Source organism: Pseudomonas fluorescens (assembly GCF_001902145.1).
GTDB classification, from domain to species: Bacteria; Pseudomonadota; Gammaproteobacteria; order Pseudomonadales; family Pseudomonadaceae; genus Aquipseudomonas; species Aquipseudomonas fluorescens_BV.
Window position 1 is genome coordinate 1 of the sequence record NZ_MRST01000009.1, and the last position, 26,756, is coordinate 26,756.

The following is a 26,756-nucleotide window of genomic DNA, read 5'->3' on the forward strand; positions in this document are numbered from 1 at the left end:
GCGGAAGCATCATTTTCAGCAGCGCAGCTTTACGTTCTTCTGAGTAGAAAGGCATGACCATACTCTTGCCGCCCCCGGAATGCTTTTCAAAAAGCGGGGGACACGACAACTACCCTGACACCGGGGGAGCGGCTCGCTTCGGGTCGTGGTTAGCTGATTGAGTTTTGCGCGATGGGTAACTCGACGCAGAATTTCGCGCCGGCCTCGCCGTTGGTGACGCTCAGGCGCCCACCCATGTTTTCCACAATCCCATAGCTCACCGAGAGCCCCAATCCGGTGCCGACGCCTATCGGCTTGGTGGTAAAGAACGGTTCGAAAATCCGCTCCAACAGGCGCGGGTCTATCCCGCCGGCGTTGTCTTCGACCCAGATACGCACATGGCGGCTGTCGTGCTCGCTGTGCAGGGCAATCCAGGGGCGCAGGGCAGGGTCTTTCTCTCGCTGGCTGAGCAATGCGTCACGGGCGTTGACCATGAGGTTGATCAGCACCTGTTCCAACTGATCGACGTAGCCTTTGACCTGTACCGAGAAGTCCGCAGGGCTGATGCGCACGTCCACACCTTTGCCGCGCAAGCCGTCGCTGAGCAGGGCCAGGGTGCCCTCCAGCGCCTGCGCCGGGTCGAACGGTTGCTGCTCGATTTCCGAGCGGCGGCCGAAGACGCGCATGTGGTCGACCACCCGTGCTGCGCGTTGCACCTGGGCGTCGATGCGCTGCAGTTTTTCCGTGAGGTAGTCGATCTGCGCATCGCCATTGCCCAGGCGCTTGAGCACATTGGCGATGGCCATGCGCATCACGTTCAGCGGCTGGTTGATCTCATGGGCCAGGCCGGTGGCCATTTCGCCGAGGGTGGCCATTTTCGCGCTTTGGGTCAGTTGCTGCTGGGAGCGGCGCACTTCGGTGTTGTCGCGGCCCACGGCTTGCACCTCGATCAGGGTGCCTTGTTCATCGAAGACGCCACGGTCCGACCACACCCACCAGGCGTGTTCGCGCCCCGGCAGTTGCAGGCTGATTTCCGCCGTGCTCACCGGGAATTCCGGGGTCAGTTGCTGGATGCGCTGCATAAAGGCGGCGCGCTGTTCATCCGACAGCCACTGGCCCAGGTCGATGCCTGGCAATTGGTCGGGCCGGCATTCCAGGTAATTGGCCAGCGGCGTGTTGCCGAAGGTGAGGATCAGGTCGGGACGGTAGCGACAGATCATCGCTGGCGAGTCTTCCACCAGGATGCGGTAGCGCTCTTCACTTTGGCGCACCTGCTCGGCGGCCAGGGTCGCCTCGGTGACGTCCAGCCACAGGCCCACGGCTTCCACCGGCAAGCCGAGGTCGTCGCGCAAAAGCTTGGCTTCGTCGAGCAGCCAGTGGTAGTTGCCTTGTTTGTCGCGCAGGCGGTAGCGGCTGCGCACGTTGCCTTCGCGCAGCAGTTGGCGGGTGCGTTCGAAGTAGCGCTCACGGTCGTCGGGGTGGATCAGCGCCGCCAGGGTGTCGTGGTTGCAGTCGGCCAAGGTCCAGCCCAGCAGCGGCAACAGGCTGGCGCTGAAAAACGCCGGGTGCAGCGCGCCGTTGACGTAGCGCTGCACATAGATGACGGCCGGTGAGCTGGCGATCAGGTTGTCCAGGCGCGCATGGGCGGCGGCGGCTTGCAGTTGCTGGTTCTGGATGTCGCTGATGTCGAGCATGAAACCGATCCAGCGCCGTTCATTGCCGGCGCCCAGCACTTGGCCTTGTATGCGGTACCACAGGGGCGACTGCTCGGACTCGGTGCGTTGCAGGCGCACGCTGGTCAGCAGTGGCTTGCCCAAGGCTTGCAGGTCTTGCAGGCGGCTGCCGAGGGCCTGGCGGTCGGCGGGGTGGATGAGTTCGAGCCAAGTGCCGAGGGGTTGGCGGGTGGGGCCTTCGTCCAGGCTCAGGTTGCGCAGCAATTGTGGCGCCAGCTGGATCTCCTGGGTGGCGGGCAACAGTTCCCACCAGCCAGTGCCGAGCAGGCCTTGCAGGGCTTCTACCCGTTCCAGTTGCTGGTGGTGACGCTGTTCGCGCAGGCGGCCCAGCAGCGGCGCGGCGAGTGCTGCGCACAGGTTCAGCCAGTCACGCTCGCCGGTGTGGTGTGCCTGGCCGTTATAGAAACCACACAGCAGCCACGCGGCGGCGCCATGGCTGTCGCGGTACGGCACCAGGAAGCCGTCGGCATTGCCAAATACACTGTGCAGGCGCGGGTTGTCGCTGCGGCCCTGGGCAATGTCCAGGCTCAGTGGCGTGTTGCCGTTGATGCTGTCCAGGCTGGTGCCCAGGTGTTGCCCGGTTTGCCACAAGGCCGGGGCGTCGTGAGCGGCGTAGTGGCTGTAGATGCGCCAGCCTTGATCATCCTCGTCGAGCAGTGCCATGGCGACGCAGGGGATGCGCCAGCGCTGGGCCACGCTGCGCAGGTGTTCGCTGAACACTTGGGGCAGGCGGTTGAGGCTGCACACTCGCAGCTGTTCGCTCATCAGGGCGGCGAGTTGGTGATTCTGTTCGCGTTGCTGCACCCGTACTCGGTCGGCCAGCAGGTCAGTGATGTCCAGCAGGTGCAGGGCCCAGCCGTCGCCCTGCGGCTCGATCCAGCCGCGGGTATGCAGGACCTGGCCGGCAGCGCCCTGGAAGTCGAGGTCCAGGCCGTGTCGTTGCCACTCCTGCGGCGTGCCCTCGACACTCAGCGCGCTGTCGGCGCACAGCAAGGTCTGCAAGGGTGGGTTGGGCGCGTTGGCAAGATGCTGGGTAAGCAAAGGCCTCAAGGTGCCTGAGATGTCCAGCACCCGACCCAGGTTGTCCAGTTGCACTTGCAGGCCCGGCGCGGGTGTTGCTGGCGCGTCCAAGGCCAGGGCGCTGGTGCGCCCGCGCAGGCGTGCGAACAATTTATCCCCCGTCGTCAAAATTGAAGGCTCGAGGTGGCGGTGAGGTGGGTGGGCAGGTTCGGTACGGTGCCGACACCGGGCAACACCAGGGCCGGCAAGACGGCTTTGATATTGGCCGAGGGGTAAGTGATCTTCACCGTCAGCAAATTATTGGTGTAGGTGGCGGTGATATAGCCGGGCAAGAAATTCAGTGAGCCGGGGATCCAGTTCAATTGGGCCTGGGCGGCATCCTTGGCGCGTTGCACAACCAGGTCCGAATAGCCTGAGGTGCTGGGGTCCAGGGACACACTGCGGCGTACCCCTTCGGCCACCGCCTGGTGAAATGACTGCATCAACAGCAGCGGCAAGCTGTAGCTGAGCATGCCGTAGAACACCGCAAAGAAAATCACGAAGACCAAGGCAAACTCGATCGCCGCAGCACCTTTTTGCTTTCTCGGGAGGCTCGATTTCATGACTGCGTCTACCCTGAGGCGAGTACTTGATATCAGCATAGAATCATTCAGCCAGAAGGGATGTTTTTTACGTGATCCAGACGCTAGTGATTGTGCTGTGGTTGGGCGTATGTGCCGTGCAGGATATTCGCCAGCGCCAAATTGCCAATACGCTGACCCTGGGCGTCGGGCTGCTGGCGTTGATCTACCTGCTATGGGCGGGGTCGACGTGGCTGGGCGCGCCCCGCAGCGAGGGTGGCCTGGCCCTGGCCTTGGCGCTGGTGCTGACTTTGCCGGGCTATGCGTTGGGCCGCTTTGGCGCGGGGGATGTGAAGTTGCTAGCCGCCTTGGGGCTGGCCTCCAATATCGAGTACTTGCTGGGGTCGCTCATCGGTGCCGGCATCGCCATGGTGGCCTGGGCGCTTATGCATCAAGGGCTTAGCTCAAACCGCGTTGAGCGGGCAGGGCAAGCGTCAACAAAACAGCCCTTTGCGCCCTTTGTTTTGACAGGTTTTGCCGGCAGCTGGTTTTGGATCCATCATTCGCGCGAGTGGATTAATGCTATGTACATAGTCGGAAAGTACGTCTACGTTTAAGGGGGAGTTGTAGGAGTTTTCGTCAGAAAGGATAGGTCAACATTTGGCTTGCCAGGCATGGAGTAGCGCGTGAACAAGCTTACGTCTGCAGTAAAAGTGCTCGTAGTCGACGATCAACCATTAATCGTAGAGGAGCTCTGTGAATTTCTTGAAAGCAGCGGGTACCGTTGTGTCCCGTGCGAGTCCAGCCAGCAAGCTGTCCAGCGTTTTGGCGAAGACCTTCAGATTGGTTTAGTGCTGTGTGACCTGCATATGCCGGACATGGACGGCATCGAACTGGTCCAGGCGCTGCAGCGGATCGCCGGCAAACATCGTGCGTTCGAAGCGATCATGCTCACCGGGCGCGCCGACAAGCAGGATGTGATCAAGGCCCTGCGTGCGGGCATCGCCGATTACTACCAGAAGCCGATCAACCTCGATGAATTGCTCGAAGGCCTCAAGCGCCAGGAAGCGGCATTGGAGGAACGGCAAAAAGACCTGCAGCTGGGAACGCTCAACCAGAAGTTGCAGTACCTGTCCGAATCGATCAACGACTTGTATATGGACTTGGACAAAGTGCGTCGCAACCCGACGCTCCAGGACCATGACGGGGACCCATCGGCCGATGAAGCCGGGCCGTTGGAGATGCCGGCGATTTTCAATCAGCTGTCACCGCGTCAGTTGGACGTGGCACGCCTGGTGGGCAAGGGCCAGACCAACTATCAGATTGCCTGTGAATTGGGGATTACCGAGAACACGGTCAAGCTGTACGTGTCCCAGGTGCTGCGCCTGACCCATATGCACAACCGCACGCAGTTGGCGCTGGCGTTGTCACCGAGCAACTCGGCGATGCGCCAGCGGGTGACTGCGCACTAAAGGCCCGGCCCCGCCCCACTGTAGGAGCGAGCTTGCTCGCGAAGAACGTCAACGATAACGCGTGTTTCCTGAATGAACGCGGCGTCTGTGAGTTTTTCGCGAGCAAGCTCGCTCCTACAGGGGGCAACGTTATTTGCTGCCCTGCGACGTCCCGCCCACTTTCTGATCAAAGAACTCCGGAATCGGATGCTTGTTGCTGTCCAGCCAGCGCTTGAGCGCCTGCTCGCGTTCTGCCGGCGTGGTCTTCTGCGGGTTGGCCGAGGCTGCGCGCCCGCTCAGTTGCAGCGCCATCCAGTTTTCCGTTTCTGCCTGCCGGGGCGAGGACGGCCCCGCTTCGATGGCCGAAGCAAGGAGGGGCAGGGCCAGGCATGCAAGGCCGGCGAGGTAATGGAATTTCATCATCGACTCCCTATTTCACAGAGGCCGGCAGCGTGTCGCTGACCGCCGCTACCTGATCTTTGACTGGACGCTGCGGTGCCGTGCCAGCCTCCTTGAGGTGTTGCGCCCGTGCCTGGGCCCGGGTCACCTGATCAGGGCTCAACCCGAGTTGGCCGACCACTTTCGCGGCTTGCTCCCAATTGTCCTGATAGATCAGCAAGGTCACCAGGTTCACCGCCGCCAGTTGATCGCTCTGCTTGAGTTCGATGGCGGTCATGAATTCAAAGCGCGCGTCTTCCAGGCGCCGTTGGTCGAGGTACACCACGCCCAGGTCATTGCGGACTTTTTCGTCGGTGGGCGCCAGCCGTGCCGCACGTTGCAGATGGGCCATGGCCTGGCCGTTGTCGCCCTTGGCCGACGCCAGTTGCCCCAGGCCGTGCTCACCGTCGGCGGCCAGGCAGGTGCCCAGCAGGCTGCGGTACAAAGGTTCGGCTTCATTGCGGCCCAGCAAGCGATAGGCGCGGGCTTTGCGCTGGCGAACCTGAGGCAGGGCGTCGGGCAGGTTCTGCAGGTTGGCGAGGCTGGCGTGCAGCTTGCCTTCGTTGGCCATGTCATCGGCCAGGTTCAGCGACAGCTCCTGGTCCGAGCTGGGCTTGGGGCAACTGCCCGGCGCCAGCAACCCGGCCCACGGAACCTGGCCGTTGCTGGCACAGCCGCCTAGCATCAGCAGGCTCAAGGCGACGATCAGTGGTTTCATGGCAGGCTCCTCAAAAGTTATTCAAGGCTCGGGAGATGGCGATCATGGCCGGCCCCCCGAGCACAATCAGCAAGGCGGGAAACAGGAACACCATCATCACCACGGACATCTTCGCGGACATCTTCGAGATGTATTCCTGCAGGCGGGTCAGGCGGCGGTCGTCAAGCAACTGCTTGAGGGCCAGCAAGGATTTCATCGCGCCACCGCCTTGGTGGATCAACTGCTGAAGGATGATGCAGGTGTCGGTGAACTCATCCACGGCCAGCAGGCGTGCGGTCTTGCCCAGCTCTTCGGACAGTTCCAGGCCCGAGTCGACTCTCGCCAGGATCAGGCGCAGTTCATGGGTCAGGTCCGGGAGCAGGCGCTGGGCTTCGCTGCTCAATACCCGCAGCGATTGCTCAACCGCCATGCCGGACTCGAACAGGATGCGCAGCAACGGAATGAAGGTGGAAATTTCCCGAGCGATACGCTCCTGGCGGTATTTTGCGCTGAGGGCCAGGATGCGCTTGGGCAGCAGGTAACCGATGCCCAGAGCAATCGCCGGCGCAATCCAGGGCGAGCCGGTATGGGGAAACAGCAGTTGCTGGCCAAGCACGGTCAAGCCCAACAGCACGATGGGCACGCCGATCTGGAAAGCGGCAAACATGGAGCGCTGGTTGGCTTTGCGCCAGCCGACGCGGTTGAGCAGGGTCTGGGTTTCGTTGTCCAGGCTGACCGAGCGCTGGGCCACGGCGCTGGCGCCCAACTGGCGCATCAGGCTGCCGAGTTTGTCCTCGCGGGTCAGTTGACCTTGCAGGCGTTGGCTGACCAGGCGTTGACGGCGCCTTTGCTCCAGCAGGTTGCCGACGATCAAGGCGACGGCGGCGAGCAACAGCAGGATGCTGATCAGGATGGCCATCTCAAATACTCCGCAACATGCGCCACATGACGAAGGTGCCTGTGATGTCGAGTGCCACCGCGGCCAGCAGCAGGTAGCGCCCGGTCCCGTCATTCCACATGCTCATCAGGTAGCCCGGGTTGACCATCAGGAAGTAGCCGACCATGACGATGGGCAAGCCCGCCAACACGTAGGCGGTCATGCGGGTTTCGCCAGTCATGGCCTTGAGTTGGCGCGCACCCTGTTCGCGCTCGCGGATCATCTTGATCAGGTTTTCCAGCAGCTCGCTGGCGTTGCCGCCGTAGCGGTGGTTGACCTTCAGGCCCAGGGCAAACAGGCGCAATTCATCGCGTTCGTAAAACTCGGCAAAGTCGCTGACCGACTCCGGCAGGCTCACGCCCATTTGCACGTTGCGCTGGATGCGGCTCATAGCCTGCTTGAGCGGCGCTTCGGTGCTGTCGATCGCGCCCAGCACGGCGTCCGCCAGGGTGCGCCCAGACTTGAGGCTGCGCACGCTGTGGTCCAGCAGCTGCGGTAATTGTTCGACCATGCGCTGCACTCGCCGTTGGTAGCGCCAGGCGATATACACCCGCAGCAGCAGAGGCGGCAGGATCAGCATGGCCAACAGGCCCAGCCCGCCGGCCAGCAGGTAGCCCAGCAACATGCCCAGCGCCCAGCCGCTCAACCACAAACCCAGGCGGTCGGTGGGCTTGCCCAGGCCGGCGCGCTGGAACATGCGCTCCAGCGCGACCCAGCTGCCGTTCGGCTCCAGGAGCACCGGCTGGCCGTCGCTGAGCCGCTCCAGCACTCGGTCGGTGCCGGCCTGGCGCAGCCCTCGCTGGAACAGCCAGACGGACAGGCTGATCAGCAGGATGCAAATGAGCAGCAAGACAAGTCCGGTCATGAGCCCTCTCTACAACGGCAATGCCGATTCGCGCCGCAGCTTGTCGCCGGCCGGGTTGAGCGCTTCGCGCAGAAAGCCGAAACCGGTACGGCGGTCGAGGCGGAAGAGGGTGTTGGTGACATACACGTCGTCGCGCACCCCCACCACTTCCACCACCTCGCTGACGCAACGGCGCCCATCGGGCAGGCGCGTCAGTTGGATCACCACATCCAGTGCGGCGCAGATCATCTGCCGCAGGGTTTTCTCCGCCACCACACGGCCGGTCAGGCCCACCAGGGTTTCCAGGCGCAGCAGCGCGTCCTGGGCATTGTTGGCGTGCACGGTGCTCATGGACCCGTCATGGCCGGTGTTCATGGCGGTCATCACGTCGAGCACTTCGACGCCACGGATCTCGCCAAGGATGATGCGGTCCGGGCGCATCCGCAGGGCGTTGCGAATCAGGTCGCTGGCCTTGACCTCGCCATGCCCCTCGGCATTGGGCGGGCGGGTTTCCAGGCGCACCACGTGGGGGTGGCCCAGTTGCAGCTCGGCCACGTCTTCGATGGTGACCAGGCGTTCGTGGGGGTTGATCAATTGGCTGAGGATATTGAGCAGCGTGGTCTTGCCGGTGCCGGTGCCGCCACTGATCAGGATATTGCAGCGCTTGCCCACCGCCTCCTGGAAGAACTCGAAGATGTTCTGGTCGATGGTTTGCATCGCCACCAGGTCGCTGCTCTTGAGCATGTCCTTGCGAAATTTACGGATCGACAGGCACGGGCCGTCCAGGGCAATCGGCGGGATGATCGCATTGACCCGGCTGCCATCCGGCAAGCGCGCATCGACCATCGGTGACGACTCATCCAGGCGCCTTCCAAGGGGCGCGAGAATGCGCTGCATCACACGTTCTACATGGTGCGCATCGATAAAACGCAGGTCGCTCTGGTGGAGTACTCCGTCACGCTCGATAAACACCCGGTGCGGGCCGTTGACCAGGATCTCGGTGATCGACACATCGCGCAGCAACACTTCCAGCGGGCCGAAGCCGGTCAGCTCATCGACGATTTCCTCGGCCAGGCGCTCCATCTCATAGCGCGAGATCGCCAGGTGCATGCGCGTGATGTATTCGGCCACTTTGTCGATGACAAATTGCGCCAGGGATTGGCGTGAACCTTCCAGCAGGTTCTGGCCCGACTCTTCGATGGCATCGATGATGTAGCGATGCAGCACCAGTTTCAGGCCGTCGTGGTCGTTGTGCGCGGCGCTTTCACGGGCCGGGGCGCCGAAGAGTTTTTCGCCGTTCATCGACTCGCCCCCAGCAGGCGGTCGAACCAGCGTGACGAAGGTTTCTCTATGGCCTCGGAGCGTTTGGCCAGGCGCTCGCCCAATTGGCGCAGGGTTTGGGTCAAGGCTTCGCGCGGGGCCAGGGTGAACAGGCTTTGCCCTTGGTTCTTGGCGTTCAGGCGGACTTCGGGGCTCAGGGGCAGCACGGCGATGCACTCCAGGCCAAAGCTTTTTTCCAGGGCTTGGGTGTCGGGTGCACAGTTTTTGATATAGCGATCGATGAGCAGCTTGGCATGGTCGAGCTTCATGCCTTTTTCGCGCCACAGGTTCAGCACCGCCAGGTTACGCCGACAGTCGAGCACGCCCTGGTCGGTGCACCACAGCAGCTTGTCGCAGTGGCTGACAAAGGTGCGCAAGGCTTCGCTGTCGGCCTGCCCTGTGAGGTTGACCACGATGTGTTGGAAGTGCTGGCGCAAGGCGCTGAGCAACATGTACAGCTCGGCGGCGCTGGTCATTTCCAAGGCTTCATCGCCGGCGGCGTAGGCGAGGATCCGCAGGCCGTCGTCGGTGCTGGTGACTGCGCTGTTGATCAGCGTGGCGTCCAGGCGTCGCAGGTGGCGCAAGGCGTCGCCGAAATTGAAGGTACTGTCCAGGCCCAGCAGCGCCAGGCTGTCCCCCTTGGGCAGGCCGAGATCCAGCAGCAGCGTCTGTTGGCCACTCTTTTGCACCACCATTGCCAGGTGGCTCGCCAGCAGGGCGCCATCGGTATTGCCCTGGGCACCGTAGAGCACGGTCAGGCCGCCAAGATGGGCGTTGGGCGCGGTGGGCGGCAGACGCTTGCTCAGGCGCCGCACCAGACCGGCCACTTCGCTGGAGCGCGAGCCGTAGGCGACGAAGTCCCGGGCGCCGGCACGCATGGCGTTGAGTACCAACTGGTTGTCCATGCCGTCGCCCAAGGCCACCACCGCCAGCATCGGCTTGGCTTCCAGGGCACCTTCGATCAAGGCGCACTGGGCTACCAGGTGTTCGCGGTCGAGGCCCACGAACACCAGGGTGGCGAAGGTCACGTCCACCAGTGCCAGCAATTCATCGAGGCTGCCGCCGCCCACGCTGATCACTTGGCCAAGGGGGGCCAGCGCGCCCTGGAGCCATTCCAGGTCGGTGCTGTTGCGGGTGATTGCCAGGAAGGTCTGGCTCAGGCTATCGCTCATTGGGAGAGTCCACTGCGACGGTCGAAGTTGCCGTTTTCCAGGAAGAACAGGCGGAACCAATTCGGGTCATAGGTGCGCAGTTTTTCGCCAGGCAAGGACGGCAGTTGCGCATTGGCCGCCAAGGGACGAACCAGGTGCGGGGTGACAATCATCAGCAGCTCTTTTTCTTCGCTCTGGATATTGGAGTCGCGGAAAAACGCGCCAAGAATCGGGATATCGCCCAGGCCCGGAAGCTTGGCGATGGTGGAGCGGTTGGTGCTGCTGATCAGGCCGCTGATCACGAAGCTTTCGCCGTCGGCCAGCGACACACTGGTGTCGGTACGTCGTACGGTCAGGGCTGGCACCTGAATGCCTTCGATCCGGATTGCATTGTTGTAATCCAGCTCGCTGACTTCCGGGGCGACTTTCAGGGCGATGCGGTTGTGGTCGATGACCGTGGGCGTGAGGGTCAGGCGAATGCCGAATTCCTTGTACTCGATGGTGATGGTATCGCTGCCGGCGCTGGGCACCGGAATCGGCACTTCGCCGCCGGCCAGGAAGGTCGCGCTCTGGCCGCTCATGGCCACCAGGCTCGGGCGCGCCAGGGTGTAGGCGAAGCCGCTGCTTTCAAGGGCGTTGATCAGTGCCTTGACCCGGCCACCGCCAAACCCGATGTTGAAGCTGTCAGGGCTCACCGGCAATTTGAAGATGCCCTCTGAAGGGGACAGCAAGCTTGGGCTGCCGAGGAAGAAATTACTGCCCATGCCCAGGATCTTGGTGCTGGCCTCCTTGAGCTTGGTGCGGCTGACTTCGACGAAGCGGATATCGGTCTGCACCTGGCTGGGCAGCGTCGGGTCTTCCGAGGGCGACAGTGATTGGCTGGTCAGCGCCGAGGTGGCCTTGCCTTTGACGAACACCATGCTCTGGCGCGGCGTGGTCGCGCAGCCGGTCCACACCATCAGGCTGGTAGCGCCGCTGCCGACGCCAGTAAGCAGGAAATGGCGGTCGCCGTTGACCCGCACATCGGCGATTTTCGGGTCGCCGATGGCCAGGCGCGTAATCGCTACCGGCGATTGCAGCTCGGTCTGCAAGCCTTCGCCCACCTCGATCACGGCGGGCAATTGGCCCAGGGCGTTGCAGTTGCCCGATGCGCCCATCGCCATGCCCAGGGGCAGGCACGGCAGCATCAAGGCCAAGGCCAATTGAGCGTAGCGTTGGCTCATCCAAGGCATCCTTGTTCAATCAGGGGGTAGGTTGTGCTGCCGCCGCGCCGCGAATCACTTCGACGCCCCGACGCTGGCCGGTGTCGGCCACCGCGGGGGTGATTTTTTTCGGCGGGCCGCTGAGGGCCAATTGGGTGAATTGGTAGAGGTCGCGGTTGGCGCTTTGCACCTTGTCCGGGGTGTCGCTTTCACCGGCCCAGTAGCGGCTGAGCAATTGTTCGTCGGCACTGCGCACGGCCAGGCGCAGCGTGCCGGCTTGGGAGGCGAGCATCAGCCGGCTCAGCAATGGTTCGGGCACCGCCAGCACCACACTGCGCGCGGCGGTACGGCGTTGGGCTGCCTGGGCGCGTTCTTCGGCGGTGGCGGGTGGTGGCACGGCCGGTGTGCCGTCGTTGGCCAAGCCCAATTGGTCGCCGACGCTGAGCAGGCGAATCGCCGGGATCACCACCTGTGCCGACTGCTCGGCATTGGCATTGTCCTGGCGCAAAAACAGCAAGACATCCACGTAATCGCCGGGGCTCAACTGGCCACCGGCACCGATGACTTCATCGACGGCAACGGCGAGTGCGCGTTCATTTGCACGGATCATGCGGGCCAGGGGGCCGCCTGCGGTGAAGCTTTCATCATTGAGCCAGGTGCCAGCACCCAGGGCCCGCATGGGCGTGCGGCCGATGGCCTGGTCGACGCGGGTCAGGCTGCCCGCCGGCACGGTGCGCAGTTTTTCCACGGTGACATCGGCAGCGGTGAGGGGCACAAAAGGTGGAACTGTGTGCACCAGCACCACGACCGGCTGGCGGGTCTGGTCTTCCACGACAGCAACGGTTTTTTCAACAGAAATGACAGGTTCAGGCGAAGGGCTAGCGACCGGTGCCGGTGAACGGCTCAGCACCAGGCCCCAATACCCTGCAACCAATGCTCCGATAAGCAGCAAGCCAGCCAGGACCATGCTGATGCGACTGTTCATGACGGCTCTCCCTATCCTGTTGCACTGCTTTTATTCTCGTTACTTCAAACGAGTTAAATTCGCAACCGGGCTGTGATGAACAACTAACGATTTGGCTATTTGAAGGTAGCTCAGCTAGGACAAAATGCCATTACCGAATGCAAAATTTATCTGAATGCTAAATTTGTGCCAGTAAATAGCTGGCGGAGAGTGATGTCGAGGCGCTTAATACTTTGTGATTAATGCGTTCTTACAGTTGTGAGTGTTAAGTTTGTTGACAATGCTCTAGTGGCACACGGCAATCATTGTGCGGGCCAGCTGTATCGGCGCTTTGTGGCGCACGGAAGGAGTACTCATATGATCTTTGACCTGTTCTTGAAATTTTGCATACACGCTAAGTTATTCCTGCGTCGCAGAGACGGAGCGTCGGCCATTGAGTATGTGATTATCGTAGCGATAGTTGCGTTGGTTATCGTTGGTTTCGGCTCCGAGATTGGAGATAAGATAAAAGATGTCTTTCAGCGAATCTCCGACGGACTGCCGGATCCGGCTTAACGATAAATTGCTTTAGGCTATCGCCCCGCGGTTTCTTTTTTCGTCAGGTACTGCCCATGACCCACCCTTCGTCATCCCGCCAACAAATCCTATTGGTGGATGACGAGGAGGATGCGCTGATCGAGTTGGCCGAATCCCTCGAAAACGAAGGGTTCATCTGTTTCACCGCGACCTCCGTCACCTTCGCCTTGCAAGAATTGACACTTCACCCTGATATCGCCCTGGTCATCACCGATCTGCGCATGCCCGAGGAAAGCGGTATCTCCTTGATCAAGCGCCTGCGCGAACACACCTCACGCCAGCATCTGCCGGTGATCGTGATGTCGGGCCATGCAGAAATGGATGATGTCAGCGATATGCTGCGCTTGCAGGTGCTGGACTTGTTTCGCAAGCCTATCTACCTGTTGCGCTTGCTCGATACCCTCAATAGCCTGTTTCCCATCACCAAACCTCACAGGTAATGTTCGCGCGCCACTCAAAAAATGTGGGAGCTGGCTTGCCTGCGATAGCGGTGGTCCAGTTAAAGATTCATTGACTGACACACCGCCTTCGCGAGCAAGCCCGCTCCCACATAAGCTCCCTCGCCACAGGTTCACAGCTGATAACTGAAGCTCAGCGTATATCGCGGCCTGCGGTTAAAGCTGTCCAGGGCGATATCCGACATTGGCTTGGCCGCTTCCAGCGCGATGTTGTAGTACTTCTTGTCGCCAAAGCGTAAACCCACCGCCGCCGAGGACATGTCGTTGGCCTTGACCGGCAGGTCGTTGAACCAGGATTTGGCGCGGTCTACCACCACATAGGGCTGCAGGATTTTCACCCAGTTGCCGGTACGGTTGAAGCTGTAGTTGACCTCGTATGCCACCCCCCAGCCCTTGTCGCCCGAGCCTTGGTCGTCCGGGTAGCCACGGCCGAAATTCTGTCCGCCGAAGGTGACGCGTTCGCTGTCGGGCAGGGTGTTGTCGCTCCAGTACAGCGCACCGGACAGTACGCCTTGCCAGTTGTCGAAGAACTTGTCGCTTTGCACGCCGGAAAGGCGCAGGCGAAAGAAGTCGAGGTCGGGCTTGGCCACGTCCAGGTCACTGCGGGCCTTGGCGCCCAAACCGTCGATGCCTTGGTACAGGCCAGCGGTGATGATGCGTAGGCGTCGCGCGTCGGCCTTGCGCCAATCACCTTCGAAAGCCAGGGCGCGCAGGTTGGATTCGATGTCGAAACTCAGTGGGAAACCCACCAGTTTGTAGCGCGTGGTCTGGTCGACCACGTACAGGCGCGTGCCCAGGGTGAGTGACTCGGTGGGGGAGGCAATGAACGGGTGGCTCAGGCCAATGGAGTAGCGGTCGATGGACTGGTGCGGCTTGAGTTCGAAACCGCCGTCCAGTTGCACGCGGGTTTTGGGGTCGGCGCGATAGCGCTCGGCGGCGAGCGCCAGTTGGGTGCCCTCGGCATTGATGAACTGGTTGTAGTCCACACGGTAGTAATGCTCTTTGTCCTCGCCGGGTGGGAACAGGCCGCTGACGGTCAGCTGTTCGCCCATGAACGTCTGCGAATTGCTGGTGGCGCTCAGCAACGCTTGCGTGCCGCCACGGCTTTTCTGCACCAGGCTCATGCTGGTGGTGAAAGGTTTGCGGCTGGCCTGGATCTGCATGCGCGTGGCGCCATCGGTGGTGCCCGGTGGCGGCACTTGCGCCTGTACGCTGAGGCCGGGGATGCGGCTCATCAGCGTGGTGTAGCGTTCGAAGGTCTTGCGGGTCAGCGGGCGTTCGGCCAGAAGCTTCTGCGCGAGTTTATCGACGTAGGCCGACACCGAACCAATGTCGCCGGTTTGTTGATAGTCCTTGATGTAACCCTCTACAAGTACCACGCGGACCAGGCCGTTTTCGAAGGTCTGTTGCGGGAGGAACGCGTAGGACAGCAGGTAGCCATCCTCCTGATAACGACGGGTGATGCCACGGGTCGCTTCAATCAGTTGCGCGAGGTTGGTTTCACGTCCAATCAACGGCGCATACACCTGCGCCGTCTCGGCGAGCGGGTAGACCGTTCCGCCTTCGATCTGCAACTTTCGAATAGTGACCTTGGTGTCCATCAACAGCGGCTGGCCTGCAGTCGGCGGCGCCTCGGGTACTTGGGTTTTCGACGTGGGTGGTCGATAGGCGTCAGCGGGCAGGTTGGGCACCGGCAGGGTGCGGACAGTGTCGTTGCTGTTAAGAAAGCTGGGAAGGGTCTCGGCCTGGGCGTAAGCACTGAGGGTGAGCAATAACAACGGGGTCAACACGCGCATAGGACACTCCATGGTCAACTGCAGCAGCGCTTCGGGCCCGCCGGGTTCTGGGACTCGGTTCGGGAGGGCGGCGACTGATCACAGGTGTCTCTGCCCATAAAAAAGACGAGAGACTTATTAAAGGTCTCTCGTCTCAACCAAGCGTAGGCGCTGTAGGGGAGGCCGTCTAATCGGCCAGGTGCATTTCTATTGTCCGGTCAGGCCGTTCAACAAACCGCCCAGACCTCCCGTTGCAGTCGTGCTGCCTGTGGTTGTGGCGGTGCCTGTTGCTGTGGTGGTCGTGCCGATATTCAGGCCGCCGAGCAAGCCACCGCTGGTGCCGCCAGTCACCAGGCCACCCACCGAGGCGACGGTGCCGCCGACCGCTGTGACGGTGGTGCCTACTGCGTTGGTGATCGGGCTGGCATTGGCCGCCGTCAGGTTGGTACCCAGGCTGCTGACTGCGCCGCCGACTTGAGTCACCAACCCATCCACCGGCGTACCGATACCGGTGGTGGTGCCCACGTTTTGCGTCAGCGTGGTGACGCCGTTGGTCACGGGGTTCAAGGCTGCGCCAATGGTGGTGGAGACAGTGGCGAGCGGTGCGGTGGCGCCAGTGTTGGCGACACCCGTGCCGCCGAGTACGGTACCCACGGAGGCGATGGTGCCACCCAATGCGCCGCCGGTTACACCGGCTGCGCTGACCGTGCCGTTGGTGTTGCCGGCATTCAGGCCGGTGCCTACGTTGGCGACCACGCCGCCGATCAGTTCTGGCAGGCCGGGAGCCGCGGTGCCACCGGTTGGGGCGACATAGCCACCCGACGTATCGAGCGTGCCGCCTACGCCAGTCAGCACGCTGCCGACAACAGTGGTGACCGGGTTGCTTGTACCACCCGTGGTAGTGACTTGAGTGCCCAGGCTCGCGACGGTGGTGCCAACTTTATCCAGCACACCACTGACTGGCGTGCCCAGGCCGGTTGCCGTGCCGAGGTTGCCGGTGGTGTTTTCCACCAGCGACACTACAGGCACCAACACTTGGCCGCCCAGGGTGTTGGTCAACGAACCCAGCGGGCCGGTGGTGCTGGCCGTGCTGAGGGTATCGCCGAGCATGGTAACGGTGGTGCCGACTTTATCCACCACGCCACCGACTGCAGTGCCTACACCGCCTGTCAGGCCGCCCACGACGGGGATACCGCCGAGAGTGGTTGAAAGTGATTGGCCGGTGGTCGACAGGCCGTCGCCCAGGTCAGCGACGCCGCCGCCGACACCTGCCACCGTAATGCCCAGCGAATTGGTATTGGTCCCCAGGGAACCCAGACCTGTTGTAACTCCGGTACCGATGGTGGTGACCGCAGTGCCGACCGAGGTGACCAGGCCGCCTGCTGTAGTGCCGACGATCGGAACAGGTGTCAAGGCGCCTCCGAGATCACCCACTGCTGCGCCTACATTGCCTACGGTGGTGCCGAGGGTGCCGGCGATCTGGCCGGTGATCAGCGGGGTGGTTGTCGAACCTGTTCCGCCGCCAGTCCCGCCAGTGCCACCACCAGTCCCGCCAGTGCCGCCGCCAGTCCCGCCAGTTCCGCCGCCAGTCCCGCCAGTTCCGCCGCCAGTCCCGCCAGTGCCACCACCAGTGCCGCCAGTGCCACCACCAGTCCCACCCGTGCCGCCGTCAGTGCCACCTGTGCCGCCACCAGTCCCACCGGTACCGCCGTCAGTGCCGCCAGTGCCACCGCCGGTCCCACCCGTGCCGCCGCCCGTGCCGCCATCACCGCTCCCTGCACCTGCACCTGCATCCGGCGAAGACGCCGCCACGCTGGATTTATGCCCGCCACCACCGCTGCTGCAGCCGCCCAGGCTCATTGCCAGAATCAGGGCCAGCGCGGTACTTGCTTTCCAAAACACGACTTGAGTTTTCATGATTGAATTCCTTGCACCTGGTACAACCTTGGTTGTTTCAAACCTTCGTTACTTCTTTGGATAACGATAGGTTTGTCCGTGTGGCTATCTCAGGCCAGGGCACTCTTTCACGCAACGCTCAACTTGGTATTAACGATTTATATACACTCGACCATCGTCGGCTTAATGACTAATGCCAAAGGTGTAATGGATGGATGTTTAGAGGATAAAAATCAAAGAGTTGTAAGTAAAGACGGACCTCGTAAGGCCCGCTATAACTTAGGGTATATATACAATTAATCAGGGGGCAGGCAACGGCTGCCACTGCCCCACCATATGTTGTATATCCCCAGCGCCTTTGAGTTCCAACGCCCCGCTGGAACCGGCCGCGCTGCTCATCAATATCACTTCACTGGGCAGTCGCACCGGCTTCAAGAATTGAACGTCGATTTCAATATTGGCGGCCGGCAAGTGTTCTGCCAGCGCCGCGAGGGTGCGCGCCTTGTTCCATAACCCGTGGGCGATGGCCTGGGGAAAACCGAACAACTTCGCGGCCGGGGTACTGAGGTGGATGGGGTTGTAGTCGCCAGACACTCGGGCGTAGCGTCGGCCAATATCAGGGGGGGCTTTCCAGCGCGTCAGTTCGGTGAGGGTTCCTGGAGTCTGCAATCCGCTGTCCGCAACTTCGCCTTCAAGCTTTACGCCCCGACATAGCATTTGGCTTTCGCCCTCCCACAAGAGCCCAAGGGCATCCTCTACAACCGTCACGATGTCAAAGGTTGCCCCCTTGGGATGGGGGCTGAGATTGCGTGCGTAGACACCGACACTCACGTCACCCACGCCACCCAACGGCCGATGAATACGGATGCGATTGCGCAGGTGGATCAACCCCAGCAACGGAAACGGAAAGGTCTTGTCCGTCAGCAGTTGCAGTTGCAGGCCGAACGCGAGGATATGCGGATAAGTCGCCGGCAGCATCGGGCTGTCAGCAAAGCCGCACACCTTGCGGTACGCCGCGACGGCGCTGGGGTTGATACTCATCCGGCAGCGCAACCCGCGTTCGGGCAGTGAGCTGCCGGTGATCTTGCGCTTGAGCGCCGCACGCCAATACAGCGGCAGTAGAGGCGGGGTGCTGTCCAACGTTTGCCATTGCATGCTTACGCTCCCAGAAGACTTTGCCCACACACCCGCAGCGCTTGGCCGCTGACCGCACCGGAACCCGGCTGGCTCAGCCAGGCGACGGCTTCGGCCACGTCCTGGGGCAAGCCACCTTGGCCCAGGGAACTCATGCGGCGTCCGGCCTCGCGCAGGGCGAAGGGAATATGCGCGGTCATCTGGGTTTCGATAAACCCAGGCGCGACGGCGTTGATGCTGATCCCACGTTCCTTCAACAGCGGCGCCCAGGCTTGAGCCAGGCCGATGAGCCCGGCCTTGCTCGCGGCATAGTTGGTTTGCCCACGATTGCCGGCGATGCCACTGATGGAGGCCAGCAACACCACCCGTGCGTTGTCCTGCAGGGTGCCGCTGTCGAGCAGGGCCTTGGTCAGCACTTGCGGTGCCTTGAGGTTGACCGCCAGCACTGCGTCCCAGTATTCCGGGGTCATGTTGGCCAGGGTTTTGTCGCGGGTAATACCGGCGTTGTGCACCAGGATGTCGAGCCCCTCGGGCAGGTGCTCGATCAGTTGGCGTGCGGCATCTTCGGCGCAGATATCCAGCGCCACCGTGCGTGCATTCAGGCGTGCGGCCAGGGCTTCAAGGTCGGCCTTGGCCTGGGGCACATCGAGCAGAATGACCTCGGCGCCGTCGCGGGCCAGGGTTTCGGCGATGGAGGCACCGATGCCTCGGGCTGCGCCGGTAACCAACGCCTTGCGCCCGGCCAAAGGGCGCGTCCAGTCTTGCACCGGGGTGTCGCACGCTGACAGGCGAATCACCTGGCCCGAGATATAAGCGCTTTTGGGCGAGAGGAAAAACCGCAACGCGCCCTCCAACTGGTCTTCGGCACCGTCGCCCACGTACAGCAACTGCAGCACGCCACCGCTGCGCAATTCCTTGGCCAGGGAGCGGCTGAAGCCTTCCAGGGCGCGCTGGGCGCTGGCGGCGAACGGATCGCTGAGGCTTTCCGGCGCCCGGCCAAGGATCACCAGGTGGGCACTGTGGTCGAGGTTTTTAAGCAGTGGTTGGAAGAATTCGCGCAGCTGCTTGAGCTGGTCTGTGTGTTGCAAACCGCTGGCGTCGAACACCACCGCCTTGAGCTTGGGGCCGTGCCCTGGAATCCATGCGGGCGCTGTCGAGGCCTCGGCGCCGTAGCTGTAGACGGCGTCGGTGAGTCGGTTGGCAAATGCCAGCACCTGGGTAGCCAATGCGCCACCGCCCAGCAGTAGCGCACCTTCGACCGGGCGCAGGCGCCCGGCTTGCCAGCGTTCCAGGCGTACCGGCGACGGCAGGCCAATGGCGGCGACCAGGCGATGGCCGAGGCTTGAGTTGGCGAAGTCGATATAACGGTCAGACATGGAACGCTCTCCGAAGGCTGGGGTTCAAAGGTTGACCACCCTGGGGTGGCAGTCGTTCGATTGAGCCTAGGCTAGGCTTGATGATTCCACCCACCACCACAAGGGAGCTTTCCATGACTCAATTGCGCCGTGTAGCGATCATTGGCGGTAACCGCATTCCTTTCGCCCGTTCCAATGGCCCCTATGCCACGGCGAGTAACCAGGCGATGCTGACTGCCGCGCTGGAGGGCCTGATCGAGCGCTACAACCTGCATGGCCTGCGCATGGGCGAGGTGGCCGCCGGCGCGGTGCTCAAGCATTCCCGTGATTTCAACCTGACGCGTGAATGCGTGCTCGGCTCGCGCCTGTCACCGCAAACCCCTGCGTACGACATTCAGCAAGCCTGTGGCACGGGGCTTGAGGCGGCGCTGCTGGTGGCCAATAAAATCGCCTTGGGCCAGATCGAATGCGGCATTGCCGGCGGGGTGGACACCACCTCGGATGCACCGATTGGCGTGAATGAAGGGCTGCGCAAGATCCTGCTGCAAGCCAACCGCAGCAAATCCTTGGGAGATAAATTAAAACTCCTGTTACAACTTCGTCCTCATCACCTCAAGCCGGAACTGCCGCGCAACGGCGAACCGCGTACCGGTTTGTCCATGGGCCAGCACTGCGAGCTGATGGCCCAGACCTGGCAGATCCCCCGCGCCGAGCAGGACCAGCTTGCGCTGGAGAGCCACCAGAAGATGGCGGCGGCCTACGCCGAAGGCTGGCACAACGATTTGCTCACGCCCTTTCTCGGCCTCACCCGCGACAACAACTTGCGCCCCGACCTGACCCTGGAAAAACTCGCCAGCCTCAAGCCGGCCTTCGAGCGCAGCGAAAAGGGCACGCTCACCGCCGGCAACTCCACACCGTTGACCGATGGTGCCTCCCTGGTGCTGCTGGGCAGTGAGGCATGGGCCAAGGAGCGCGGCCTGCCGATCCTGGCTTACTTGCGCGATGGCGAAGCGGCGGCGGTGGATTTCGTCCACGGCGCCGAGGGCCTGCTGATGGCGCCGGTGTATGCAGTACCGCGCTTGCTGGCGCGCAATGGCTTGACCTTGCAGGACTTTGATTACTACGAGATCCACGAAGCCTTCGCCGCCCAGGTGTTGTGCACGCTCAAGGCCTGGGAAGACGCCGACTATTGCAAGACCCGCCTGGGCCTGGACGCGCCGCTGGGGTCGATCGACCGCAGCCGGCTCAACGTCAAGGGCAGTTCCCTGGCGGCGGGGCATCCGTTTGCCGCTACCGGTGGGCGTATCGTCGCCAACCTGGCTAAATTATTGGATGCAGCGGGCAAGGGCCGTGGGCTGATTTCCATCTGTGCAGCCGGTGGCCAAGGCGTGACGGCGATTATCGAACGCTGATTGCCGACAAAATTGGCCCATTGAATGCATTCTGAAGGGGTCAGAGGTCAGTAGCCTCTCCCCCCGGCGAGCCGATTGCCGTATAACGAGTGCCACACGCGTGTTTGGTAATACAGGACCCACAATAAAAGCTGATGAAGACTCCTAAACGCATTGAACCCCTGATCGAAGACGGTCTGGTCGACGAAGTGCTGCGCCCACTTATGAGTGGTAAAGAAGCAGCTGTTTATGTGGTGCGCTGCGGCAATGAATTGCGTTGCGCCAAGGTTTACAAGGAGGCGAATAAACGAAGTTTTCGTCAGGCATCCGAATACCAGGAAGGCCGTAAGGTCCGTAACAGCCGCCAGGCGCGAGCCATGGCCAAGGGTTCCAAGTTCGGTAAGAAAGAAACCGAAGATGCCTGGCAGAACGCTGAAGTGGCGGCGCTGTTTCGCCTGGCCGGTGCGGGCGTTCGTGTGCCCCAGCCGTTCGACTTTCTCGAAGGCGTGCTGTTGATGGAACTGGTGGCCGACGAATACGGCGATGCGGCGCCGCGTCTGAATGACGTAGTGCTGGAGCCGGACCAGGCGCGCGAATACCACGCCTTCCTGATCTCCCAGATCGTGCTGATGCTGTGCACCGGCCTGGTGCACGGTGACCTGTCCGAGTTCAACGTACTGCTCACGCCCACGGGCCCGGTGATCATCGACCTGCCCCAGGCGGTGGATGCGGCGGGCAACAACCACGCGTTCAGCATGCTGGAGCGCGACGTGGGCAACATGGCTTCGTACTTCGGGCGCTTTGCCCCGGAGTTGAAGAAGACCAAGTACGCCAAGGAAATGTGGGCGCTGTATGAAGCCGGCACCTTGCACCCGGCCAGTGTATTGACCGGTGAGTTCGACGAACCGGAAGAACTGGCGGATGTGGGTGGTGTGATCCGCGAAATCGAAGCGGCGCGGCTGGATGAAGAGCGTCGCCAGGCGATTCGCGCGGCGGATGATGCGCCACCAAGCAAAGTGCCGGACGAGCCACCGCCGCCGCCTTGGATGCAGTGATCTGCTGGTAAAAGGAGATCAAAAAAATGTGGGAGCGGGCTTGCTCGCGAAAGCGGAGTGTCAGTCAACGTATGTACCGACTGATCCACCGCTTTCGCGAGCAAGCCCGCTCCCACATTTGGTTTGTATGTGTCCAGTCAGATCCTGTCAGGCGCAGCAGTTGCCCGCCGCCAACTCCTTGAGTATCGGGCAATCGGGCCGATGATCGCCCTGGCAGTGCTCCATCAGGTCCTGCAAGGTATCGCGCAGTTGCCCCAGCTCCCGGATCTTGTGATTCAGCTCGTCGATGTGCTGGCGTGCCAGGGCTTTTACGTCGGCGCTGGCCCGCTGCCGGTCTTCCCAGAGGGTCAGCAACTTGCCGACTTCTTCCAGTGAAAACCCCAGGTCCCGCGAGCGCTTGATGAACGTCAGGGTGTGCAGGTCGTCGTGGCCGTACACCCGGTAGCCGCTGTCGGTGCGGTGGGCGGTTTTCAGCAGGCCAATGGATTCGTAGTAGCGAATCATCTTCGCGCTTAGCCCGCTGGTGCGGGCGGCTTGGCCGATATTCATGGGTGTTGATCCTCCAAGTCCTTGGGTTTCCAGGTTTTCAACAACAGGGCGTTACTCACCACACTGACGCTGGACAAGGCCATGGCGGCGCCAGCCAGTACCGGGTTGAGCAGGCCGAAGGCGGCCAGGGGAATGCCGATCAAGTTATACACAAAGGCCCAGAACAGATTCTGTCGAATTTTCGCGTAGGTCTTGCGGCTGATTTCCAGGGCGGCCGGCACCAGGCGCGGGTCGCCACGCATCAACGTGATACCAGCGGCGTGCATGGCCACGTCGGTACCGCCGCCCATGGCGATGCCGATATCGGCAGCGGCCAGGGCCGGCGCATCGTTGATACCGTCGCCGACCATGGCCACCACGCCGGTTTTTTTCAGCTCGGCCACGGCAGCGGCTTTATAGGCGGGCAGTACCTCGGCATGCACATCGTCGATGCCCAAGGCCTCGGCCACCACCCGTGCGCTGCCGTGGTTATCGCCGGTGATCAGGTGGCTGCTGATGTGCTGGGCCTTGAGTTGTTGCACGGCTTGCAACGCGCCGGGCTTGAGGGTATCGCCAAAGGCAAACAGCCCCAGCACACGGGGTTGCGCGCCTTGTTCGATCAGCCAGGACAAGGTGCGGCCTTCGGCTTCCCATTCCTTGGCACGCGGGCCTAAATCGCCTGCGTCCAGGCCGGTCTCTTCCAGCAAGCGGCGATTGCCCAGCGCCAATGGCCGACCGTCGAGCGTACCGGCAATGCCGCGACCTGTCAGGGATTGGCTGGCGCTCACATCGGCCACATCCAAGCCTCTTTCGCGGCAAGCATCCAGCACGGCCTTGGCCAGTGGGTGCTCACTGCCGCGTTGCAAGGCGCCGGCCTGTTGCAACAACAGGGCTTCGTCGCCATCCACGGCCGCCAAGTGGGCAATGTTGGGCGCGCCAGAGGTGAGGGTGCCGGTCTTGTCGAACACCACGGCGCTCACGGCATGGGCGCGCTCCAGGGCTTCGGCGTCCTTGATCAGGATGCCGTGGCGCGCGGCGACGCCGGTGCCAGCCATGATCGCGGTCGGTGTGGCCAGGCCCAAGGCACAAGGACAGGCGATCACCAATACGGCCACCGCATTGATGATGGCGGTTTCCAGGGAGGCGCCATACAGCCACCAGCCCACTACGGTAATCAGCGCCAATACCAGCACGGCCGGCACGAACACTTGGCTAACTTTGTCCACCAGTTTCTGAATCGGTGCCTTGGCGGCCTGGGCGTCTTCGACCAGGCGGATGATGCGCGCCAGCACGCTTTCCGCGCCCAGGGCCAGGGTGCGCACCAGCAGGCGGCCTTCACCGTTGATGGCGCCACCGGTGACCGCGTCGCCGGGCTGCTTTGGCACCGGCAGGCTTTCGCCGCTGATCAGCGCTTCATCGGCATGGCTCTGGCCTTCCACCACTTCACCGTCCACCGGGAAGCGTTCGCCGGGTTTGACCAACACCAGGTCACCGTGCTTCAACGCACTGATGGCGACGTCTTCTTCGCGGCCGTCCTGCACGCGAATCGCCCGCTCCGGACGCAAGGCTTCAAGGGCGCGGATGGCGCTGGCGGTCTGGCGCTTGGCGCGGCTTTCCAGGTATTTGCCCAGCAGCACCAGGGCGATCACCACCGCCGAGGCTTCGAAGTACAGGTGCGGCGTCACGCCTGGGGCTGCGGTGAGCCATTCATAGATACTCAAGCCGTAGCCGGCACTGGTGCCGATCGCCACCAGCAGGTCCATATTGCCGGCGCCGGCGCGCACGGCTTTCCACGCGGCGACGTAGAAGCGCGCGCCCAAGATGAATTGCACCGGCGTGGCCAGGGCAAACTGTATCCAGGCGGGGAGCATCCAGTGCAGGCCGAAGGGTTCCACCAGCATCGGCAGTACCAAGGGCAACGCCAGCACAATGCCCGCCACCAGCGACCAGCGCTCGCGGCGCAGGCGCCGGGCCTGATCGGCGTCGGTGGCGGTTTCGCTTTGGGGCAGGGTGGCGGTGTAGCCGGCCTTGTCGACGGCGGCGATCAACACGCTGGGGTCCATCTGGCCCTGTACTTCGATGTGCGCGCGCTCATTGGCCAGGTTGACACTGACACGCTGCACGCCCGGCACCTTGCCCAGCGCGCGTTCGACCCGCCCGGCACAGCTGGCACAGGTCATGCCGCCGATGGGCAGGTCAAAGGTGGTGGATCCATTCATGGGGCAGTCCTCCAGAAGAAGTTGCCACTAGGATCAACCTTAACCTGTGGGGAAGGTCAAGCCCCTTCAGTATTCCAGTTTCGCGGCTTTGAGGTACATGCCGTCCGGGCCCAGGGCAATGCGCAATTTGCGTACGTCGCCGGCCTTCAAGGTAATGTTCTGCGCGGCAGGCGCGAGCATGCCCGGCTGACAGCCTGGGGATTGGCTCGGCAACAGTTTCAGGCGCAACGACACGTCGCCTGGGGGAAGGTTGAATGAGGTGGCCTGTTCCTGGAACAGGCGCCCGGCCAGTTGGTCCTGAAGATACAGGCCGATCTCGCAGTGGGTCGGCACTTCCAGGCGTTCGCGGGAAATAATCAGCACCGCATAATCTTCAGCAGCGAGGGCCTGGGGCGCAGCGGCAGGCAAGCTCAGCAGGCCGGCAAGGGCAAAAAACGACCAGCGCATGGCGAATGCTCCGTGGTTCACAGCTAGGAAGGTTGAAGCTTGGCCGACGCCGCCTGCGAATACCAGCCCGGCAGAAATACTGAGAACTTGACCTTGCCATCATGGCAAGCTCGACACTGGGCTCAACCTCATCAAAGGAGTCATGTCATGCAAATATTCAGCGTTGAAGGAATGACCTGCGGCCATTGCGTTAAAGCGGTGACCCAGGCGGTACAGAGCCAGGATTCGGCGGCGAGTGTGGAGGTCGACTTGAAGGCGAAAGAAGTGCGGGTGGCAAGCAGTCTGTCCTCGGACCAAGTGATCGATCTGATTGCCGAGGAAGGCTATAACGTCAAGCTGGCGTGATTTTCTCAATCGTTAGCGACCTAACGTAATGTTCACGGCACCCAAGCACGGCTAGACTGTCGAGCTGCCGACTCACTTGGGTGCCTGATGAACTTTCGCATAATCCTGATTCTCGCCTCCTTGAGCGCCTTTGCGCCGCTGGCGATCGACTTTTACCTGCCGGGCTTCCCGGCGATAGCGACGGCTTTTGCCACCGATGACAAACACGTTCAACTGACCCTGGCCGTGTATTTTGCCGGCCTAGCCATCGGCCAATTGATCTACGGTCCCCTGGCCGACCGCTTTGGCCGGCGCGTGCCGCTGCTCAGCGGCGTGATGCTGTTTACCCTTGCGTCTTTCGCCTGTGCCTACGCGCCAACGTTGGAATGGCTGATCGGTGCGCGCTTCGTGCAGGCCCTCGGCGGTTGCGCGGGCATGGTGATTTCCCGGGCGGTGGTCAGTGACAAATGTGATGCCGTAAGCTCGGCCAAGGTGTATTCACAACTGATGTTAGTCACCGGGCTTGCGCCAATTCTCGCGCCGCTGGCCGGTGGGGTGATGGTCGGCATATGGGGCTGGCAGTCGATTTTCCTGGCGCTGTCGCTGTTCAGCGTGATGGCGGCCATTGCCGTGGCGGTGGGCTTGCCGGAAACCTTCCCAGCCCATCAGCCGCGCCAGCCGTTGTCCGGCTCGCTGCGCCGCTACGGTGCGCTGTTGTCAGACCGGGTGTACCTCGGTTATGCCTTGACCGGTGGCATTTCGATTGGCGGCATGTTTGCCTATATCGCCGGTTCTCCGTTTGTGTTCATCAAGTTATATGGCGTGCCCGCGGAGTATTACGGTTGGCTGTTCGGTTCCAATGCCGCCGGTTTTACCCTGGTGGCGCAGTTGAATGCGCGGCTGCTGGCTAAACGCGGCCCGGCGTTTCTGCTGTCGCGTACGGTGTGGGTTTATGCGGCGGCGACCTTGACCCTGTTAGGCGTTGCCGCGCTGCGCACCGAGGCCCTGTGGCCGTTGCTGGTGCCGCTGTTTATCTGCATCGCCAGCCTGGGTGGCATCATGCCTAATACCTCGGCGTGCGCCATGAACGGCCAAGGTGCCCGAGCGGGCAGCGCGTCGGCCTTGCTCGGTTGTCTGCAGTTCGGCTTGGCGGCCGGTGCGGCGTCGTTGGTCGGCGTGTTGCACGATGGCACGGCGATGCCGATGGCCATGGTCATCAGCCTGTGCGGTGTGCTGGCGGTGACGATTGCAATGGCGACCCAGCGCCTGCAACGGGCAAGGGCCGTACAGGCGCAGGTCTGA

25 protein-coding genes are annotated in these 26,756 nt (G+C 62.3%); 8 read left to right on the top strand and 17 right to left on the bottom strand.

Annotated elements, in window-relative coordinates; translation table 11 throughout:
• Positions 1–149: 149 nt before the first annotated feature.
• Together BUE92_RS00265 and BUE92_RS00270 are read right to left on the bottom strand one after the other, a co-directional pair.
• Positions 150–2,900: a PAS domain-containing sensor histidine kinase gene (locus tag BUE92_RS00265; protein WP_073521460.1), complete on the bottom strand. Its 2,751-nt coding sequence runs from the start codon at positions 2,898–2,900 to the stop codon at positions 150–152.
• Positions 2,897–3,334, bottom strand: a complete 438-nt coding sequence (locus BUE92_RS00270) for a TadE/TadG family type IV pilus assembly protein (protein WP_073521461.1) — start codon at positions 3,332–3,334, stop codon at positions 2,897–2,899. The genes BUE92_RS00265 and BUE92_RS00270 overlap by 4 nt, the downstream gene beginning before the upstream one ends.
• A 71-nt stretch (positions 3,335–3,405) precedes the next feature.
• Here BUE92_RS00270 and BUE92_RS00275 point away from each other — a divergent pair, with 71 nt between their 5' ends.
• Together BUE92_RS00275 and BUE92_RS00280 are read left to right on the top strand one after the other, a co-directional pair.
• Positions 3,406–3,909 carry a prepilin peptidase gene (locus tag BUE92_RS00275; protein ID WP_073521462.1) on the top strand — a complete coding sequence of 168 codons (504 nt, stop codon included), beginning with the start codon at positions 3,406–3,408 and terminating at the stop codon, positions 3,907–3,909.
• Between the two features lie 69 nt (positions 3,910–3,978).
• Positions 3,979–4,764, top strand: coding sequence for a response regulator transcription factor (locus BUE92_RS00280; protein WP_073521463.1), 786 nt, complete (start codon positions 3,979–3,981; stop codon positions 4,762–4,764).
• A gap of 129 nt (positions 4,765–4,893) precedes the next feature.
• Here the strand turns inward: BUE92_RS00280 and BUE92_RS00285 are convergent, their stop codons facing one another.
• From BUE92_RS00285 to cpaB, 8 genes are read right to left on the bottom strand one after another with little or no spacing between them, the layout of a single operon-like run.
• Complete coding sequence (locus tag BUE92_RS00285) at positions 4,894–5,163, bottom strand: DUF3613 domain-containing protein (RefSeq protein ID WP_073521464.1); 270 nt, start codon at positions 5,161–5,163, stop codon at positions 4,894–4,896.
• A gap of 10 nt (positions 5,164–5,173) precedes the next feature.
• Positions 5,174–5,899: a tetratricopeptide repeat protein gene (locus tag BUE92_RS00290; protein ID WP_073521465.1), complete on the bottom strand. Its 726-nt coding sequence runs from the start codon at positions 5,897–5,899 to the stop codon at positions 5,174–5,176.
• A gap of 10 nt (positions 5,900–5,909) precedes the next feature.
• Positions 5,910–6,797: a type II secretion system F family protein gene (locus BUE92_RS00295; protein ID WP_073521466.1), complete on the bottom strand. Its 888-nt coding sequence runs from the start codon at positions 6,795–6,797 to the stop codon at positions 5,910–5,912.
• A 1-nt stretch (position 6,798) separates the two neighbouring features.
• Positions 6,799–7,680, bottom strand: a complete 882-nt coding sequence (locus BUE92_RS00300; RefSeq protein WP_073521467.1) for a type II secretion system F family protein — start codon at positions 7,678–7,680, stop codon at positions 6,799–6,801.
• A 9-nt stretch (positions 7,681–7,689) separates the two neighbouring features.
• Positions 7,690–8,961: a CpaF family protein gene (locus tag BUE92_RS00305; protein ID WP_073521468.1), complete on the bottom strand. Its 1,272-nt coding sequence runs from the start codon at positions 8,959–8,961 to the stop codon at positions 7,690–7,692.
• A complete protein-coding gene (locus BUE92_RS00310) occupies positions 8,958–10,151 on the bottom strand; it encodes an AAA family ATPase (protein WP_073521469.1) in 1,194 nt (397 codons plus the stop codon). The genes BUE92_RS00305 and BUE92_RS00310 overlap by 4 nt, the downstream gene beginning before the upstream one ends.
• Positions 10,148–11,353, bottom strand: coding sequence for a type II and III secretion system protein family protein (locus tag BUE92_RS00315; protein WP_073521470.1), 1,206 nt, complete (start codon positions 11,351–11,353; stop codon positions 10,148–10,150). The genes BUE92_RS00310 and BUE92_RS00315 overlap by 4 nt, the downstream gene beginning before the upstream one ends.
• Before the next feature lie 19 nt (positions 11,354–11,372).
• Positions 11,373–12,317: a Flp pilus assembly protein CpaB gene (cpaB, locus tag BUE92_RS00320; RefSeq protein ID WP_073521471.1), complete on the bottom strand. Its 945-nt coding sequence runs from the start codon at positions 12,315–12,317 to the stop codon at positions 11,373–11,375.
• A gap of 336 nt (positions 12,318–12,653) precedes the next feature.
• Here cpaB and BUE92_RS00325 point away from each other — a divergent pair, with 336 nt between their 5' ends.
• Both BUE92_RS00325 and BUE92_RS00330 read left to right on the top strand, forming a co-directional pair.
• Entirely contained in the window at positions 12,654–12,851 is a 198-nt protein-coding gene (locus tag BUE92_RS00325; RefSeq protein ID WP_073521472.1) for a Flp family type IVb pilin, read from the top strand.
• Positions 12,852–12,907: 56 nt separating this feature from the next.
• Positions 12,908–13,312 (top strand): response regulator, encoded by a 405-nt coding sequence (locus BUE92_RS00330; RefSeq protein ID WP_073521473.1) that lies wholly within the window; start codon positions 12,908–12,910, stop codon positions 13,310–13,312.
• 131 nt (positions 13,313–13,443) lie between these two features.
• On the opposite strand, the gene BUE92_RS00335 is transcribed toward BUE92_RS00330, so the two are convergent.
• From BUE92_RS00335 to BUE92_RS00350, 4 genes are all read right to left on the bottom strand, one after another.
• Entirely contained in the window at positions 13,444–15,126 is a 1,683-nt protein-coding gene (locus BUE92_RS00335) for a ShlB/FhaC/HecB family hemolysin secretion/activation protein (protein WP_073521474.1), read from the bottom strand.
• A 186-nt stretch (positions 15,127–15,312) separates the two neighbouring features.
• Complete coding sequence (locus tag BUE92_RS00340; protein WP_073521475.1) at positions 15,313–17,022, bottom strand: collagen-like triple helix repeat-containing protein; 1,710 nt, start codon at positions 17,020–17,022, stop codon at positions 15,313–15,315.
• A gap of 279 nt (positions 17,023–17,301) precedes the next feature.
• Positions 17,302–18,156, bottom strand: a complete 855-nt coding sequence (locus BUE92_RS00345) for a MaoC family dehydratase (protein WP_073521476.1) — start codon at positions 18,154–18,156, stop codon at positions 17,302–17,304.
• 2 nt (positions 18,157–18,158) lie between these two features.
• Positions 18,159–19,511 (bottom strand): 3-oxoacyl-ACP reductase, encoded by a 1,353-nt coding sequence (locus BUE92_RS00350; protein WP_073521477.1) that lies wholly within the window; start codon positions 19,509–19,511, stop codon positions 18,159–18,161.
• A 113-nt stretch (positions 19,512–19,624) separates the two neighbouring features.
• On the opposite strand from BUE92_RS00350, the gene BUE92_RS00355 reads away from it, so the two are divergent.
• Both BUE92_RS00355 and BUE92_RS00360 read left to right on the top strand, forming a co-directional pair.
• Complete coding sequence (locus BUE92_RS00355; RefSeq protein WP_032902907.1) at positions 19,625–20,902, top strand: acetyl-CoA C-acetyltransferase; 1,278 nt, start codon at positions 19,625–19,627, stop codon at positions 20,900–20,902.
• 134 nt (positions 20,903–21,036) lie between these two features.
• Complete coding sequence (locus BUE92_RS00360) at positions 21,037–21,936, top strand: PA4780 family RIO1-like protein kinase (RefSeq protein WP_014716761.1); 900 nt, start codon at positions 21,037–21,039, stop codon at positions 21,934–21,936.
• Between the two features lie 147 nt (positions 21,937–22,083).
• Here the strand turns inward: BUE92_RS00360 and cueR are convergent, their stop codons facing one another.
• The 3 genes from cueR to BUE92_RS00375 form a co-directional block, all read right to left on the bottom strand.
• On the bottom strand, positions 22,084–22,485 hold the full coding sequence (gene cueR / locus BUE92_RS00365) for a Cu(I)-responsive transcriptional regulator (RefSeq protein ID WP_003188242.1): 402 nt from the start codon (positions 22,483–22,485) through the stop codon (positions 22,084–22,086).
• The gene (locus tag BUE92_RS00370) at positions 22,482–24,683 is read right to left on the bottom strand and encodes a heavy metal translocating P-type ATPase (RefSeq protein WP_073521478.1); all 2,202 of its coding nucleotides are present in this window, start codon (positions 24,681–24,683) and stop codon (positions 22,482–22,484) included. Before BUE92_RS00370 ends, cueR begins: the two co-directional genes overlap by 4 nt.
• A 66-nt stretch (positions 24,684–24,749) precedes the next feature.
• The gene (locus tag BUE92_RS00375) at positions 24,750–25,130 is read right to left on the bottom strand and encodes a hypothetical protein (protein WP_073521479.1); all 381 of its coding nucleotides are present in this window, start codon (positions 25,128–25,130) and stop codon (positions 24,750–24,752) included.
• 147 nt (positions 25,131–25,277) lie between these two features.
• Between BUE92_RS00375 and BUE92_RS00380 the strand changes: the two genes are divergently transcribed.
• Together BUE92_RS00380 and BUE92_RS00385 are read left to right on the top strand one after the other, a co-directional pair.
• Positions 25,278–25,475, top strand: coding sequence for a heavy-metal-associated domain-containing protein (locus BUE92_RS00380; protein ID WP_073521480.1), 198 nt, complete (start codon positions 25,278–25,280; stop codon positions 25,473–25,475).
• Between the two features lie 87 nt (positions 25,476–25,562).
• Entirely contained in the window at positions 25,563–26,756 is a 1,194-nt protein-coding gene (locus BUE92_RS00385) for a multidrug effflux MFS transporter (RefSeq protein ID WP_073521481.1), read from the top strand.

Excerpts from the sequence above, each read along its gene's own strand:
- BUE92_RS00305 (WP_073521468.1), bottom strand. The coding sequence starts at position 8,961 with ATGAACGGCGAAAAACTCTTCGGCGCCCCGGCCCGTGAAAGCGCCGCG.
- cpaB (WP_073521471.1), bottom strand. The coding sequence starts at position 12,317 with ATGAACAGTCGCATCAGCATGGTCCTGGCTGGCTTGCTGCTTATCGGA.
- BUE92_RS00360 (WP_014716761.1), top strand. The coding sequence starts at position 21,037 with ATGAAGACTCCTAAACGCATTGAACCCCTGATCGAAGACGGTCTGGTC.
- cueR (WP_003188242.1), bottom strand. The coding sequence starts at position 22,485 with ATGAATATCGGCCAAGCCGCCCGCACCAGCGGGCTAAGCGCGAAGATG.
- BUE92_RS00380 (WP_073521480.1), top strand. The coding sequence starts at position 25,278 with ATGCAAATATTCAGCGTTGAAGGAATGACCTGCGGCCATTGCGTTAAA.
- BUE92_RS00355 (WP_032902907.1), top strand. The coding sequence starts at position 19,625 with ATGACTCAATTGCGCCGTGTAGCGATCATTGGCGGTAACCGCATTCCT.
- BUE92_RS00300 (WP_073521467.1), bottom strand. The coding sequence starts at position 7,680 with ATGACCGGACTTGTCTTGCTGCTCATTTGCATCCTGCTGATCAGCCTG.
- BUE92_RS00270 (WP_073521461.1), bottom strand. The coding sequence starts at position 3,334 with ATGAAATCGAGCCTCCCGAGAAAGCAAAAAGGTGCTGCGGCGATCGAG.
- BUE92_RS00340 (WP_073521475.1), bottom strand. The coding sequence starts at position 17,022 with ATGAAAACTCAAGTCGTGTTTTGGAAAGCAAGTACCGCGCTGGCCCTG.
- BUE92_RS00330 (WP_073521473.1), top strand. The coding sequence starts at position 12,908 with ATGACCCACCCTTCGTCATCCCGCCAACAAATCCTATTGGTGGATGAC.
- BUE92_RS00335 (WP_073521474.1), bottom strand. The coding sequence starts at position 15,126 with ATGCGCGTGTTGACCCCGTTGTTATTGCTCACCCTCAGTGCTTACGCC.
- BUE92_RS00290 (WP_073521465.1), bottom strand. The coding sequence starts at position 5,899 with ATGAAACCACTGATCGTCGCCTTGAGCCTGCTGATGCTAGGCGGCTGT.
- BUE92_RS00385 (WP_073521481.1), top strand. The coding sequence starts at position 25,563 with ATGAACTTTCGCATAATCCTGATTCTCGCCTCCTTGAGCGCCTTTGCG.
- BUE92_RS00285 (WP_073521464.1), bottom strand. The coding sequence starts at position 5,163 with ATGAAATTCCATTACCTCGCCGGCCTTGCATGCCTGGCCCTGCCCCTC.
- BUE92_RS00315 (WP_073521470.1), bottom strand. The coding sequence starts at position 11,353 with ATGAGCCAACGCTACGCTCAATTGGCCTTGGCCTTGATGCTGCCGTGC.
- BUE92_RS00350 (WP_073521477.1), bottom strand. The coding sequence starts at position 19,511 with ATGTCTGACCGTTATATCGACTTCGCCAACTCAAGCCTCGGCCATCGC.
- BUE92_RS00295 (WP_073521466.1), bottom strand. The coding sequence starts at position 6,797 with ATGGCCATCCTGATCAGCATCCTGCTGTTGCTCGCCGCCGTCGCCTTG.
- BUE92_RS00325 (WP_073521472.1), top strand. The coding sequence starts at position 12,654 with ATGATCTTTGACCTGTTCTTGAAATTTTGCATACACGCTAAGTTATTC.
- BUE92_RS00310 (WP_073521469.1), bottom strand. The coding sequence starts at position 10,151 with ATGAGCGATAGCCTGAGCCAGACCTTCCTGGCAATCACCCGCAACAGC.
- BUE92_RS00370 (WP_073521478.1), bottom strand. The coding sequence starts at position 24,683 with ATGAATGGATCCACCACCTTTGACCTGCCCATCGGCGGCATGACCTGT.
- BUE92_RS00375 (WP_073521479.1), bottom strand. The coding sequence starts at position 25,130 with ATGCGCTGGTCGTTTTTTGCCCTTGCCGGCCTGCTGAGCTTGCCTGCC.
- BUE92_RS00345 (WP_073521476.1), bottom strand. The coding sequence starts at position 18,156 with ATGCAATGGCAAACGTTGGACAGCACCCCGCCTCTACTGCCGCTGTAT.